Raw genomic sequence first — 13,327 nt, 5'->3', positions numbered from 1 at the left:
TACACAAGCAAAATCAATCATCACCCATCCAATCAATAATGCGGCGGCTTATCATCTTCCAGCGTCCGCTCAGGCTCCATCTGCGACAACCGTTCACCCTGTGCCGCAACCTGCGAATGCAACCGCTTGTTTTGTTTCGAAAGGTTCTGCACCTCACGATTCAACCCAGTCACAACCTCATTCAGATCTGCAACCATCTTCTCCAGATACGCGATCTTCTCTTCAACATTCACAATCCGCTGTTCTTGTTCCATACCCCCATTCTAACCCACAACCCACCTTCAAGATACCATCCATCAGCACCGCCTCCCCCACTCATCCCCCATGCCCCTCCACACACAAACCCTGACTTATCCAGTCATCCCTCGTGACCTTTATACCGATTAACACAATCACACCACCGCCAATCAACAAACCCACACCGATCCACCACACACGTGACATCAACCTCAAACAGACCAGCCTATGATTCCCAAAACCTTCTCTATTTAGACACCGGAGGCCATCCCCATGGTTGCACCCATCAAACCACCCAATGAGATCGAACGCATCGCTGACCTCCGAGCCGCACGTATCCTCGACACACCACGCGAACTCCGCTACGACCAGATCGTCAAACTCGCTTGCACCATCGCCGACACCTCCATGTCCTACATCGCGCTCATCGACAGCGACCGCCAATGGCTGAAAGCAAAATGCGGCCTAACCTTCAATCAAACCGGACGCGAAGAATCATTCTGTGGCCACACCATCCTTCGTGACGAGCCGCTCATCATTCAAGACGCCACCAAAGACCCACGTTTCCAGAACAACCCCCTCGTCACCGGCGAACCCTACATCCGCTTCTACGCCGGCTTCCCTCTCGCCGGCCCCAACGGATACAACATCGGTACACTCTGCATCGCTGACACCAAACCCAAATCGCTCAACACGCAACAGCAACAAGTCCTCCGTGAACTCGCCAAACTCACCGAGCACGAATTACAAATGGTCGACATCATTTCAACACAACACGAACTCATCGAAACCAAACGCCAACTCGAACTCACACAAAAACAACTCAAACAAGAACTTGACGACGCCGCCAACTACATCAAATCACTCATCCCACACCCCCAAACAACTGCACCCATCCAATTCGATTGGCGTTACATCTCAAGCTCCATCCTCGGCGGCGATCTCATCGGCTACCACGAAGTCGCCCCCTGCAAAACCGCCTTCTACCTCCTCGACGTCTGCGGCCATGGCGTAAGCTCATCACTCCTCGCCTCAACCGTCTTCAGTACCATCCGCAATCAAACCCTACCACACACCGACTTCACACAGCCCAAACGTGTCCTCGCCGCACTCAACAAAACCTTCCAGATGCATCGTCACCAAAACAAATTCTTCACCATCTGGTACGGCGTCTACAACTCCGCAAAACACGAACTCACCTACGCCGCCGGCGGCCACCACCCCGCCTCACTTTTCAACCCCGACAAATCACTCACCCCGCTCGGCGAGCCTAACTTTATGATAGGCGCCTTGCCCGATGAACAATTCGATCCCATCCAGGAAACCGTTACCCTCAAACCACAATCAGAGATTCTTCTCTTCAGCGACGGCGCTTTCGAAATCCGAAAAAACATCAACGGTCCCTTCCTCGGCCTCGAAGAATTCAACAAAATCTGCCTCTCAAACCGCTCTAACAATACCTGCAACCTCGACGCAATCATCGATACCCTCAAATCCTACCAAGGCATCCCAACCTTCAAAGACGACCTCACACTCCTCAAAATCTTTATCTCTTAACATCAACATCGCATTTCTCCCTTCCCACCACTCGCAATCTCACACCCACTCGTGTAGAGTATCCCCATTAGGCCGTAAACGCAGCCATTTATATCGAAACCAATACCATAGGAGCAAACGCATGGCACGTGCAGTTGCAAGTCACATCCTCGTCTCAACCGAAGCCGAAGCACTCGAACTCAAAAAAGAAATCGACGCCGGCGTCTCCTCTTTCGCAGACCTCGCTAAACAAAAGTCTCAATGCCCATCCGGCCGCGCTGGTGGGTCGCTCGGTGAATTCGGCCAAGGCGATATGGTCCCCGAATTCGACGCCGTTGTCTTTGGCGACATCGAACTCGGTAAAGTCTCCGAACCCGTCAAAACACAGTTCGGCTACCACCTCCTCATCGTCGAAAAACGCATCGGCTAATCCCCCCTCATAAATCAACAAAAAAAGCTCACATTCACTGTGAGCTTTTTCTTTTCACTATTTTAATTGATACACATCTAAACACCCACATCATCCCCAATCAACATTCAACCAACGACTTCAACCCTTCATCAATCCCCACACTCACCCGCTCTCGCTGCTTATAATAATTGATCTCCGTATACCCAACCCCAGCCAGCGTCCGCAGTGCCTTCTCCCATCGATCACCCACACGCACCGCCGCATGCGCATCCGATCCGATCACAACCGGGATCTCACGCCGCTGCATCTCACCAAGTATCCGCTCAGACGGATTAAACTCCGGATACACCTTAATCTCACCTGACGTGTTCAACTCCATCGCCACACCCGTTGCCTCCACCCGATCCAACATCTCCTCAATCCAAGGCCACACCCGCTCTAAATCCCAATCTTCCCTTGTAAAAATCTTAATCAAATCCGGATGCGACACACAATCAAACATCCCACACTCCGCCACCTTCGCGATCATATCAAAGTAAGTTTTCTGATCCTCAAATGCATCACCCTTGTGATACCACTCACAATAATAATCCGTCTGTGGGTGAATCGACCCCAAACAATAATCAAACCCTGCCGCCTTCACCTGCTCCCCTAAATATCCTTCAAATTCAGGCGCATAATCAAACTCCATCCCAAGCAGCACATCAAGCCGCCCTTCAAATCCACGTTGAACCTGCTCAACCATCCCCAAATAAACATCAAACTCATCTTCCCGCATCCTCACCGATAACGACTTCTCATCCGGCAAAGGATTATGACACGTCACCGTCAAACCTTTCATCCCGCGCGCAACCGCACGCTCCGCATATTCTTCAATCGTCCCCGTCGCATGCTTACACAATGTCGTGTGCGTATGCGTCTCATACAAAACCGCCTCAGCCATCACTCACAAACCTTTCTTCCTCCCCCACAACACGAATTCATCACAGACAATCATCATACCAACACCACACCATCACTTCACAATCCTAACTTCATGAACTTTTTGTGAACATCATCGCATTTGCATCACAACCAGCGTCTGATCATCCTCTGGCCGCGCCCCCGTCTCAAACCCCTTAATATGCTGCAATATCGTACTTACCGCACAATCCGCCTCACCCGAACAAGCATGCAGTGCATCTATTATCCCCTGCGATCCAAAAAATTTACCCACCGCATTCCGCGTTTCTGAAATCCCATCCGTATAAAACGCAATCGTCTGCCGATCATTCAACTGCAACACCGCCTCTTCATACCGCCGCCCCTCAAATAATCCCAACGGCAATCCTCCCGCATGATCCAATTGCTCCACCACAATCTCATCCGCGTCATGCAGCGGTTGATTAGTCTCTTCTTCGCACACATCCCCATCCCTCAAAATACAATAAGCCGCCGATCGGCCGATCGACCGCAGCAACGGCGGCGGATGCCCTGCCCTCGAATACCGCAATGTATACGTCCTTGGATCAAAAATCGCATAAAACGCCGTCACAAACGTCTGATGCATCCGCTTCCCACACAACTGATCATTCAAAAACGTCATCATCTCACCCGCACTCAGATTTTCCTGCGGATACGCCGACACCAACGTCTCCACCATCGCCATCACCACCGCCGCCGCAGGCCCATGCCCCGATACATCCCCGATCATGATCGCCAACCGCCCATCCGCCAACTTATGGAAAAAATACATGTCCCCACCCGCATGATCAAACGTCTGATAGCTTACCGCAAACCGCGCCTCATCCAGCTCCGGTAAACGTTCCGGCAAAAGTGCATGCTGAATATCTGCAATCCGCTGAACTTCCTTCTCTATCTCTTGATTAGCCTTCTGCAATTGCTGTGCCGTCAAAACATGCCGCACCGTTCCCCCAATCAAGTTCGCCTGCAGCAACATATCCTCCAGTGTATCCTCTGTATACACACTCGCAGGCTCAGCTAGTTCAATCGCCCAGTTATTGATCTCCCCATGTTCATACAATGGTACAGCAATCAACGATCGATACCCCTTAAGCCGATCACCAAACACCTCATCTTCATCCACCCTCAAATCCGACATCACCACCGGCTGCCCTGCCCTCACAATCTCCGAAATTACACCCCCCGCGTACGCCGGCAACGCTTCCGAATCCTTCCACGCAACATCGTCCTTCTCCTCCCGCCACCTCCCCGCTGTCACAAACCGCGTCACTTTAAACTCCCCCTCATCTAGCCCCCTCGTCGATAGCGACAAATACGCCGCATGCTCACCCAATGCGTCTATCCACCGGTTAGCAAACGTATCCAAAACCTCCGAAGGAGTCCCAGCCTTCGAAAGTTCTTTAACCAATTCAATCATGTCTCTGATTCGACCTGACATCGAATCATCATGCGTTTCATTCATATTGATTCCTCCCTCTATTCATGCACCAGTACCGCTCGATACCTCACCTTATTCTCACGCAATCTCGCAATCGCCTTATTCACATCCTTAAACGCAAACTCCTCCGTCACCGCGCCAATCTGATGCTGAACAGCCAAATCAAACATCCGCCCTATCGTCTTAGGCGAACCAATCGGCGAACCACTCAAACAATGCTGCCCACTAATCAAATCAAACACATGCACCGACAACTTCGAAGGCGGTATCCCCACAAAACACATATTCCCTCGCGGCCTCAGCATCGACGCGTACAACGACCAATCCAAGTCCGCATTCGCCGTCACCAACAACAAATCAAACGATCGCGCCAGCACCTTCAGATTCCCCGGCTCACGCGACACCACAAACCCATCCGCCCCCAACTCGCGTGCTTCCATTTCCTTATCCGCCGTCGATGAAAATGCCGTCACATGACATCCATATGCACGACTAAACTGAATCGCCAAATGCCCCAACCCACCAATCCCAACAACACCCACACGATCCGTCGCCGTAATCCCATACTCAACAAACGGATTAAACGCCGTAATCCCCGCACACAATAGCGGCGACGCATTCACCGCGTCCAACCCCTCAGGCAGCGGCACAACAAACCGCCCCTCCGCCCTCACATAATCCGCAAACCCGCCATGCCGCCCAACAATCGTACCACTCGTTGTTGCGCACAAATTCTCGTCCCCAGCATTGCACCACTCACAACACCCGCACGATCCGCTCTGCCATCCCAGCCCAACGCGTTGCCCCACCGTCAAATGCCCAACATGCGCCCCCACTTCTGACACAACCCCCACAACCTCATGCCCCGGCACTTGCGGATACTTCGTATTCCCCCACTCATTATCAATCATCGCCAAATCCGAATGACAGATCCCGCAATGCGTCACCTTCACTTCAACTTCATCACCCCCCAATTCCCCCACCTCATATTCAATCCGCTCAAGCTCTCCGCCCTGCTCCATCGCCGCATATCCGTGATAAACCTTACTCATCAATATCATCTCCTGTGCCTATGAGTCACAAATTCCTCACAACTCAAGTCCAATTGTAGACACTTGCCCCCCCGCCGTAACCCACAACGCAAAACATCCCCTCATTTTCTCAAATCACCAAAATCATCCATTTCCCACATCAGATGAATCTCCCCATGCTCTACCACGTCCTTACACATACAAGGAGCCCATCATGCGCCATATCACAACCATCATCCTCGCCCTTCTCCTGCTCACCACCCTCGGCTGCGAATCCGTCGAAGTCGTCTTCACTCCACCTAATTCCGACTTCATCCAAATCGATCACTCTCGTGATCAAATCGACCAATCCGTTGTCGCCGAAATCAAAGCCGCTCAAAAGCTTGACTTCGCAAATCAACAGCATGACGCACTCAAAGATATCGCCAACCGCCACAACCTCTACCGCCATTCACAACTCGCCCTCGCCCGTGCCGCCTTCACACTCGACTTCTCAAGTCAGCAAACCGACATCCTCATCACACTCGCCAATCGCTACGATTTCCACCCACAAACCAAAACCTATATCCTCGAAAATATCGACAGACTCGACTTCTCAAGTGATCAGCGGAGAATCCTCAAAGTCATCAACAATAGCGCAGCACACTAACCCCGCTTTCCCCTCCTTCATCTACACCACCATCCCACATCACGAGATATCATTCACATCAATGCTTGGCAACCCTTCCCAATCATCACCCTCATCACGGCCTCCACGTCGACCTTCCCACGCTTGCTCTGCCTCCTCATAACCAACCCCCATGCTGCCCTGCTCCATCTCATACCCTTCTGCTTCCGCAGCCTCACGCTCCCGCGCAACCTCTGCCTCCTGATTTTCCTTCTCCGTCATCAGGTTCACACTCTCACTCACCTCATCAAACACCACCAGCAACTCCCCCTTTTTCACCATCCCCATCACCCGCTCCGTCTTCGCGCCCATCTCTCCCAGCTCCGTCCCATCACGCGTAACGTACTCCTGCACTAACCCCTCTAACGCATCCTTAGACAATTTTTCTACAGGTATAATCATACCCCTATTCTAGCCCATTCATCCCCAGATAAAAAGCCTTCGCAATCTGACTTGCCAAGGCTCCCATGGGCAACACATTTGCCCCATCCTCCCCTCCCATACACACATCATCTACTCATTCAAACCAACCTCAACTAATCCCGCACCATCTTCACTTTCAGCTTCAACTTACCACCCTTCAGCCCATCGTCCCCAATCGAGATCGGCTCACTCCAATAATCCGCATACCCCTTCGCACGAATACCAATCACATACCTCAGCGTCGGATTCTCAATCTCCAAACTAAAACGGCTCCCGTTTAACTTCGACTTCGACAACCGGTTCGCTTGCCAGTAAATCTGACCATCCTCAGGGTTCACCATCCCAACACCCACTTCACGCACTTTCACCGCTCTTCCTGTTTCAACATCCACAACCTCCCCCTCCACCGCCAAATGCAGCGGCTGCCCCTCACTTTTCACACCGTCAGCCGGCAAATAAATCCGCACCGGATCAGATTCCGCATCTTTCCACTGCACCATCGGCTGCAAATCAACCATCTTCCGACCACTAATCACAATCTCTTCCCCAGGCATGACCCCCTTTGCCCCCTCATAAACATACACCGTCTCACCGACACCCGCTTTCGACACAACAATCTCATGCTTCCCGAACTTCACATTATCCCGCTTATCACTCATCGGGAACGAAAAATACCCATGCTCATCCGTAAAGTCAGTCGGGTTAAAAACTTTAGCAGACACCTTCCGTTCAACCTTCGCACCCACCATCGGCTCACCACTCTCCGCATCAAACACAAACCCCGTCAAATGCTTCTCAGCATCCAACCTCACCACATAATCTCCCGCCAGCAGCCGCCCCTTCACATTACCACGCGCCACCTGCCCTTGATACGCATTGTGATCCACCTCCACCTTCACCGTCTTCACCAGCCGCCAAGGCAACTCATATTCAAACCATCCATCCTCATTCGTATACGCAAAGAAATCCCATGCCGTCGTCATTCGAGGCCTATGAAATACCGACTTGTTATACGTAATCTCAATCCGTACCGCTGCATTCGCAATCCCCTCGTTCGCATCATTCACCACACGCCCCTTGAATACCTTATTTTCAAACAACGTCACCGGATAAATCGCTTCTCCATCCTTCTCATATCGTGGCGCCGCATCCATATAAACAATCGGCGTCGCAAATTTTCCATTCCCATAAAACTGCCCCTCATACCCCGCATCATCAATCATCCAAGGAACAACACGCGCCATCCCCTGCTCATCCGACCAAGCCCCCGACTGCAAATTCAAAATCTCATAATTCAGCGCCGCATACCCGCCCTCAATCGGCAACCCCGCCTCGTCCGTCAACAAAAAAGTCTTCACATCACCCTTCTCAAACACACGCCCCGCCTTACTGTCCACCGCCCTTCTAAAACTAATCTCAAACACCTCCAACTCCGCAGGCATCTGCTTCCCCGTCGCCCGAAACGCGATCGCCAACTCATCAAGCTTCACGTTCCGTTTAATCGTCCGCAGATCCACCTCAATCACATGCACCTGATCATCCGCAATCAGATCCTTGTGATCCAACATATACAACCCCTCTCTATCATTACGCTTCCCAACCACATGCCCCCAAAACGCCCAATACTTATCCACCGCCGCCGAATTCAACCGATACTTAAACCGCAAAATCGAATACCGCTCAACATCAATCTCCAACGGCAACTCCAGCGTCCAAGCCACCCGCCGATTCTGCTCACCAATGCAATACGTGATCGTATCCTCACCCTGCTTCAGCCATGCGCTCCGCGTATCAAGCGGCACCGCCCGCCCCGGCTCAAACTCAGTCATCGCCTTGTGATTAATCACCAGCACCTCGCTTGGCTCCGGTAAACCCATCGTCTCCGTATCTGTCATCGTTGGCGACACCGTGTAATGACACCCGCCCCATACCAACTCACCACCCCCCAACAGCAAACAACCACCCACCACAAACCAAACCAAATATACGCTCACAAACCCAAGTCTTCTTCTCTTCGATACATGTGTGCGCACGGTTAATCTCCTTAAATATCCCGCCAACCCGTTTTTATAACCTTCAATAAACCCTGATCAATACAACACCTTGTATCAATCTTCCGAAAAACCACACAACCCTTCCACAACCATGACGCAGCATAAACCATTTGATTTCACGAGCCATTCACATTTTCAAAAGATTTCTCTAAAAACCTCGCCCCGATACGCGCACACAACAACCACTTACCCGCCAATCACACGCCAAATCTTATTCACGCATTAGAGCAAGCTACATCATTAACGTGGCATATGTCCCACGAAACAATCAGAAGTTGGCTCATGTAAGAGGCGTTGTTTATCTAACGACCCAATGACCAACGAGCCAAGTAATTTCGCAAGACGCTCTAACGTTTACGCACCACATAAATCCCATCCGCCATCGGCAGCAACACCCCCTCAACACGATCATCTTCATACAGTTTCTTATTGATTGCTACGATCGCCCGTGTCTCCTCGTCCTGCTCCGACACATCCTTCACTACATCCCCATTCCATAAACAATTATCAAACACCAACAGCCCGCCCGAACGCACCAGCTTCAATCCCTGCTCAAAATACCCCTCATACCCAACCTTATCCGCATCGATAAACATAAAGTCATACCCCCATCCCTCCCCTGCTTTTTTTTGATCCTCTTCCGCCTCAATCAAAGCATTAAGCGTCTCGCTGGCCGGCCCTATCCGTAAATCAATCCGATCACTCACACCAGCCGCCTCCCAATACCTTTTCGCAATCCCCGTCCAATCTTCATTCAGATCGCAACACACCAGCTTCCCATCATTCCCAAGCCCGCGTGCAATACAAATCGACGAATACCCCGTGAATGTCCCCACTTCTATCCCGCGCTTAGCCCCCATAAGCTTCACCAAAATTTCCAAAAACTTCCCCTGATCCGGCGAGATCTGCATCACCGCCTTCTCCATCATCCCCGTCTCCTCGCGCAACTCCAACAACACACCATCCTCGCGCGTGTTTTCCTCACGGATATAGCCGTACAACTTCTCATTCGCCAATAAGTGTTTTGATTCCATCCCCACATTCTACGCACCACAATCAATTCAACAATCCCCCAAACATCTACAAACACAGCCTCAAATCGTTATTGGCCTCAACCTCACCATTCAACCGAAATTATAAAACAACAGCGACAAACACATAAACATAAAAACACCTCCGGATTCATGCGATTCAAACATTCTCACTACCTCATCACACCCACCTCAGTTATCATGAACACAGCCGCGATCAAACTTGGACTGATCGCATCCCCCCCGCTACCTCGCCGCCCGCACACCACACCAACTCACACATACAACGGACGTTTTGTGCTATAAAAACAGTACTTTTATAGATCACAAGCGACTAACGATTGATGGAGCAATCGACGTGAAAGATGTACAAAATCAACAACCCGATCCGTCCAGATCGATCACCCACAATGACTCTAAACGGGACGAATCGGATCAAAACGTGAGCCGCCGCCGATTTGTAAAGCTTGGTCTTGCAGGGCTTTGCAGCTATTCACTTCTTGCCGCGGGCTGTGAAACTTACTCGCCGCCGCCCATGAGTACATACCAACTGCCCAAACACCGCCGCCCACTTGCCGGAACATCTGCCGCATCACATACACCCATCAAAACAGCCGACGTGCTACCCCCCAAGGTCATGCATCGTATTGGTAGTATTGAAGTTATAAGCCGTAAGAGCTGGGCAAAAAAAGGCCCGAAACTCAATCAAGCCAACAAAATGAACGGCATCAACGCCATCACCGTGCATCATGACGCAATCCTGATGGATAAGTGCAGCTACCAGATCGCGGCACGGCGAATGGAATCGATCCGCGGCGGGCACGCAAGCTCTTGGGCAGACATCGGTTATCACTATTGCATTGATCGTGAAGGGCGGATTTGGGAAGGCAGGCCGATCAGTTTGCAGGGGGCGCATGTGAAAAAGAACAACCCGCACAATATCGGGATCATGGTGATGGGCCATTTCAATAAGCAGCAGCCATCGCGCGCACAATTGAATGCATTGACGGGGTTCATCAAACAACTCCAGCGCAAACACCGCATCTCAGCGAAGAAAATTTACACCCATCAAGAACTGATGCCGACAGCCTGTCCCGGCAAGCACTTACAACGATACATGGTTAGCATCCGTAAAAACCGCACGCTGGCCTAAACCCTCAAATCGAATCACTCTCAACCTAAGCGATGCGTTTGTGCGCATCTTCTCACTGCATAAAATTGATAATCGATCCATCGGCCTAACCGTTGATTAGCATAGATAATATTTTAACGACCCTATTGCGAGCGATCCAAAAAGATTTCATTTCAGGATGCTATCAAGAAAATCAATAACGAGTAACCATGTCACCTCTGCCGCTGTTTTCTTGCCAATCAAATTTTACACCCTCTATTCTATTCGCTAGTTAGCACAACTATCGCGCAGCGATGATGTTTTACGCGCGTGCGTTAATCTCACATCACTGAGATTCAATCGCGGCAGCGCGGCGTGTTTGCGCGCACAAAAAAGAAATAACAGGGGTTTACACGTATATGTTTCTATTCGGTTTTCGTGTGTTTTGATTGAAAAAATCATTATTTGAGTTCGTTTTCCGCAAGAAAACCCCAGAAACAGTGAGGACAAATCGTGGATAAGTCATGTTTGTGCGCACGAACGAAAACCATTCGTTTTGGTATGGATTTTGCATACAGAAGACACACTAAGAATGAGTTAGCTGCAAATTTGCATGTAATCTATGCGCCGATGAGGGAGAGAAAAAAAGTGGAAGAAAAGGAGAAAAGAAGTGGGATAAAAGAGGAAGGAATGAGCGTAGTGAACAGCGATGACATGCAACCCCTTTTCGTCAAGTAGAATATAAACAATATTAGTTTTGTACTTCGATATTTTTGTGCGCTTGAACGTCCGGATCATCAATAAATTTGGGTGCGCCGTCATTGTAGGGTCTAATGGTGATGCCATATAAATCTTGCTTGCTAACGAGGATGATGTCGCGGGTGAGATAACCGTTCTTGTAGCATCCGAGCACGACGTTGGAACCATAAGTTCTAAGCAGAAGATAGTCGCTATCTTTATATGTCATCAGGTTATACGAGCCGGAGATTTTGGCTTCATATTTTCCAGCCACTTCGGCAAGCATGACAAACATGATGAAACTGTAAATAATGACAAGCCAAATCGCTTTGCTCCAATTGATTATCGTTCCATCTTTAACGTTAAATTCTTTGTGTTTATGCTTAGGAATACGGTAGGACTTAAAGAAAATAACGAGGCAGACGCCGAGTGTAATAAAGCCAAGTACGAGGCCGATGAGGTTGTTGTGCATGATGTGGCCGTAGGCGTAACTTGTTGCTGCTGCCAGAATTGAATAGACGATCATGGCGTAGATGAAGGCCCATTTAAGTGATTTGGTAAAGAGATAAGAGAGGCCAGCCGCGAGAAAGACGGTAACACTAAAGGCGGCGATGATGATGAAAGCGAAGGAGGCGACTTTGATGAGTGCAGCTTTATCGGGTTCTACGAAACCGAGCGGGATGCCCATACTGGCGGCGTATGCGTTTTCGTAGGTATAGGTAATACCATAGGTTATGGCTGGTAGAAGGAGAATGGCAATGATCTCCTGCAAACCGAGTTTGAGGTCGGCAGCATCTGCCAGTTTTTTTTTGTCCAGTTTCACCTTACCTATGGTTCGACGCTAAAGCATCAATATCTTTAGTTTCCTACTGTATTATCAGTCGTGGTTTTGGATCAGATCGTGACCATTCATTCCACGCTATTAAACACATTAAGAAAACATCAGCCGCTCGTTAGAGAAGGCTGATGCTTATATCTAAATTATTTTTGTCGATCACATTAATTGTGTGGATCACATTTCATGACCTGAGAGCATTAAGCAATCATACGGATTGGTTGTTGTTGACGTCTAAGTAGCAATGGGAGCAATAATGCGCTCGCGCCGAATGCGGCGGGTGTGGGCACGGGTGCTGCAACTGGCGTGACATCAAATGAAGTCACGGTGCCTCGGCCGAGAAAATCTGAAGCCAAACCAAAAACCGCTTCACTTTGGCGCGTGACGAGCTGTTCACTGCCTGGGATTTCTAGTGTTTCCGTGTTCGTGAATGCATCAGGGGGAAAAACCAATCGAGCATTTGCCTGTTCACTTCCTGAAGGTGTGAAGGAAAGAAGAAGGTCATCTGAACCAAAGATACCTGAAGTTGAAATCGTGCTAAATTGTTCAGTGATACCAATGTCATAAGTTACGTCATTGATGGTGAGTGATGCTGAGAGAAACGGGCTATCCACTCGACCTGTGACGCCAGAAGCATTGGGCGTGTAATTATCATCTGTCACATCAAAGACATAAGAAAGGGTATATGCGTCTCCAACACTGACAGGTCCAAAGAGCTCGCCAGTATCCAAGCTGATATTTGAAATTACACCTTGAACATCAAGTTGAACGGGCGCCGCTTGAGATGTTGCGACTAAACCAAATGAGGCGATCGTGCCGACGGCAACTGAAAGAACTTTTCTCATATAGTC

The 13,327-nt window shown here is 49.9% G+C and carries 14 protein-coding genes; 4 read left to right on the top strand and 10 right to left on the bottom strand.

Annotation, left to right across the window (positions count from 1 at the left end):
* Positions 1-32 precede the first annotated feature (32 nt).
* On the bottom strand, positions 33-254 hold the full coding sequence (locus tag KS4_RS02440; RefSeq protein WP_145074131.1) for a SlyX family protein: 222 nt from the start codon (positions 252-254) through the stop codon (positions 33-35).
* A 256-nt stretch (positions 255-510) separates the two neighbouring features.
* Between KS4_RS02440 and KS4_RS02435 the strand changes: the two genes are divergently transcribed.
* Complete coding sequence (locus KS4_RS02435) at positions 511-1,794, top strand: GAF domain-containing SpoIIE family protein phosphatase (protein ID WP_145074128.1); 1,284 nt, start codon at positions 511-513, stop codon at positions 1,792-1,794.
* Positions 1,694-2,203, top strand: coding sequence for a peptidylprolyl isomerase (locus tag KS4_RS17975; protein WP_261341885.1), 510 nt, complete (start codon positions 1,694-1,696; stop codon positions 2,201-2,203). The genes KS4_RS02435 and KS4_RS17975 overlap by 101 nt, the downstream gene beginning before the upstream one ends.
* 100 nt (positions 2,204-2,303) lie before the next feature.
* On the opposite strand, the gene KS4_RS02425 is transcribed toward KS4_RS17975, so the two are convergent.
* From KS4_RS02425 to KS4_RS02415, 3 genes are all read right to left on the bottom strand, one after another.
* A complete protein-coding gene (locus KS4_RS02425) occupies positions 2,304-3,128 on the bottom strand; it encodes a histidinol-phosphatase (protein WP_145074122.1) in 825 nt (274 codons plus the stop codon).
* Positions 3,129-3,239: 111 nt separating this feature from the next.
* Entirely contained in the window at positions 3,240-4,610 is a 1,371-nt protein-coding gene (locus KS4_RS02420) for a PP2C family protein-serine/threonine phosphatase (protein WP_145074119.1), read from the bottom strand.
* 14 nt (positions 4,611-4,624) lie between these two features.
* Positions 4,625-5,638, bottom strand: coding sequence for an NAD(P)-dependent alcohol dehydrogenase (locus KS4_RS02415; RefSeq protein WP_145074116.1), 1,014 nt, complete (start codon positions 5,636-5,638; stop codon positions 4,625-4,627).
* A gap of 193 nt (positions 5,639-5,831) precedes the next feature.
* Between KS4_RS02415 and KS4_RS02410 the strand changes: the two genes are divergently transcribed.
* Positions 5,832-6,266 carry a hypothetical protein gene (locus KS4_RS02410; protein ID WP_145074114.1) on the top strand — a complete coding sequence of 145 codons (435 nt, stop codon included), beginning with the start codon at positions 5,832-5,834 and terminating at the stop codon, positions 6,264-6,266.
* A 39-nt stretch (positions 6,267-6,305) separates the two neighbouring features.
* Here the strand turns inward: KS4_RS02410 and KS4_RS02405 are convergent, their stop codons facing one another.
* The 4 genes from KS4_RS02405 to KS4_RS17435 form a co-directional block, all read right to left on the bottom strand.
* Complete coding sequence (locus KS4_RS02405; RefSeq protein ID WP_145074111.1) at positions 6,306-6,686, bottom strand: YheU family protein; 381 nt, start codon at positions 6,684-6,686, stop codon at positions 6,306-6,308.
* Positions 6,687-6,820: 134 nt separating this feature from the next.
* Positions 6,821-8,740 carry a carboxypeptidase-like regulatory domain-containing protein gene (locus tag KS4_RS02400; protein WP_145074108.1) on the bottom strand — a complete coding sequence of 640 codons (1,920 nt, stop codon included), beginning with the start codon at positions 8,738-8,740 and terminating at the stop codon, positions 6,821-6,823.
* Positions 8,741-9,108: 368 nt separating this feature from the next.
* On the bottom strand, positions 9,109-9,795 hold the full coding sequence (locus KS4_RS02395) for a class I SAM-dependent methyltransferase (RefSeq protein WP_145074106.1): 687 nt from the start codon (positions 9,793-9,795) through the stop codon (positions 9,109-9,111).
* Positions 9,796-10,208: 413 nt separating this feature from the next.
* Entirely contained in the window at positions 10,209-10,385 is a 177-nt protein-coding gene (locus tag KS4_RS17435) for a hypothetical protein (RefSeq protein WP_200761482.1), read from the bottom strand.
* 125 nt (positions 10,386-10,510) lie between these two features.
* Here KS4_RS17435 and KS4_RS17430 point away from each other — a divergent pair, with 125 nt between their 5' ends.
* Positions 10,511-10,945 carry a peptidoglycan recognition protein family protein gene (locus KS4_RS17430; protein ID WP_200761481.1) on the top strand — a complete coding sequence of 145 codons (435 nt, stop codon included), beginning with the start codon at positions 10,511-10,513 and terminating at the stop codon, positions 10,943-10,945.
* 709 nt (positions 10,946-11,654) lie between these two features.
* On the opposite strand, the gene KS4_RS02385 is transcribed toward KS4_RS17430, so the two are convergent.
* Both KS4_RS02385 and KS4_RS02380 read right to left on the bottom strand, forming a co-directional pair.
* The gene (locus KS4_RS02385) at positions 11,655-12,464 is read right to left on the bottom strand and encodes a hypothetical protein (protein WP_145074100.1); all 810 of its coding nucleotides are present in this window, start codon (positions 12,462-12,464) and stop codon (positions 11,655-11,657) included.
* A gap of 212 nt (positions 12,465-12,676) precedes the next feature.
* Positions 12,677-13,321, bottom strand: coding sequence for a hypothetical protein (locus KS4_RS02380; protein WP_145074097.1), 645 nt, complete (start codon positions 13,319-13,321; stop codon positions 12,677-12,679).
* Positions 13,322-13,327 lie beyond the last annotated feature (6 nt).

Origin of the sequence: Poriferisphaera corsica (assembly GCF_007747445.1) — a bacterium.
Taxonomy (GTDB): Bacteria; Planctomycetota; Phycisphaerae; order Phycisphaerales; family Phycisphaeraceae; genus Poriferisphaera; species Poriferisphaera corsica.
The sequence above is the reverse complement of the archived record's forward strand: the minus strand, read 5'-3'. Positions and strand labels throughout refer to the sequence as shown.

What these genes read in the sequence shown, in the direction of transcription:
- KS4_RS02440 (WP_145074131.1), bottom strand. Translation starts at nt 254, where the DNA reads ATGGAACAAGAACAGCGGATTGTGAATGTTGAAGAGAAGATCGCGTAT.
- KS4_RS02435 (WP_145074128.1), top strand. Translation starts at nt 511, where the DNA reads ATGGTTGCACCCATCAAACCACCCAATGAGATCGAACGCATCGCTGAC.
- KS4_RS02425 (WP_145074122.1), bottom strand. Translation starts at nt 3,128, where the DNA reads ATGGCTGAGGCGGTTTTGTATGAGACGCATACGCACACGACATTGTGT.
- KS4_RS02420 (WP_145074119.1), bottom strand. Translation starts at nt 4,610, where the DNA reads ATGAATGAAACGCATGATGATTCGATGTCAGGTCGAATCAGAGACATG.
- KS4_RS02415 (WP_145074116.1), bottom strand. Translation starts at nt 5,638, where the DNA reads ATGAGTAAGGTTTATCACGGATATGCGGCGATGGAGCAGGGCGGAGAG.
- KS4_RS02410 (WP_145074114.1), top strand. Translation starts at nt 5,832, where the DNA reads ATGCGCCATATCACAACCATCATCCTCGCCCTTCTCCTGCTCACCACC.
- KS4_RS02405 (WP_145074111.1), bottom strand. Translation starts at nt 6,686, where the DNA reads ATGATTATACCTGTAGAAAAATTGTCTAAGGATGCGTTAGAGGGGTTA.
- KS4_RS02395 (WP_145074106.1), bottom strand. Translation starts at nt 9,795, where the DNA reads ATGGAATCAAAACACTTATTGGCGAATGAGAAGTTGTACGGCTATATC.
- KS4_RS17435 (WP_200761482.1), bottom strand. Translation starts at nt 10,385, where the DNA reads ATGCGGCAGATGTTCCGGCAAGTGGGCGGCGGTGTTTGGGCAGTTGGT.
- KS4_RS17430 (WP_200761481.1), top strand. Translation starts at nt 10,511, where the DNA reads ATGAACGGCATCAACGCCATCACCGTGCATCATGACGCAATCCTGATG.
- KS4_RS02380 (WP_145074097.1), bottom strand. Translation starts at nt 13,321, where the DNA reads ATGAGAAAAGTTCTTTCAGTTGCCGTCGGCACGATCGCCTCATTTGGT.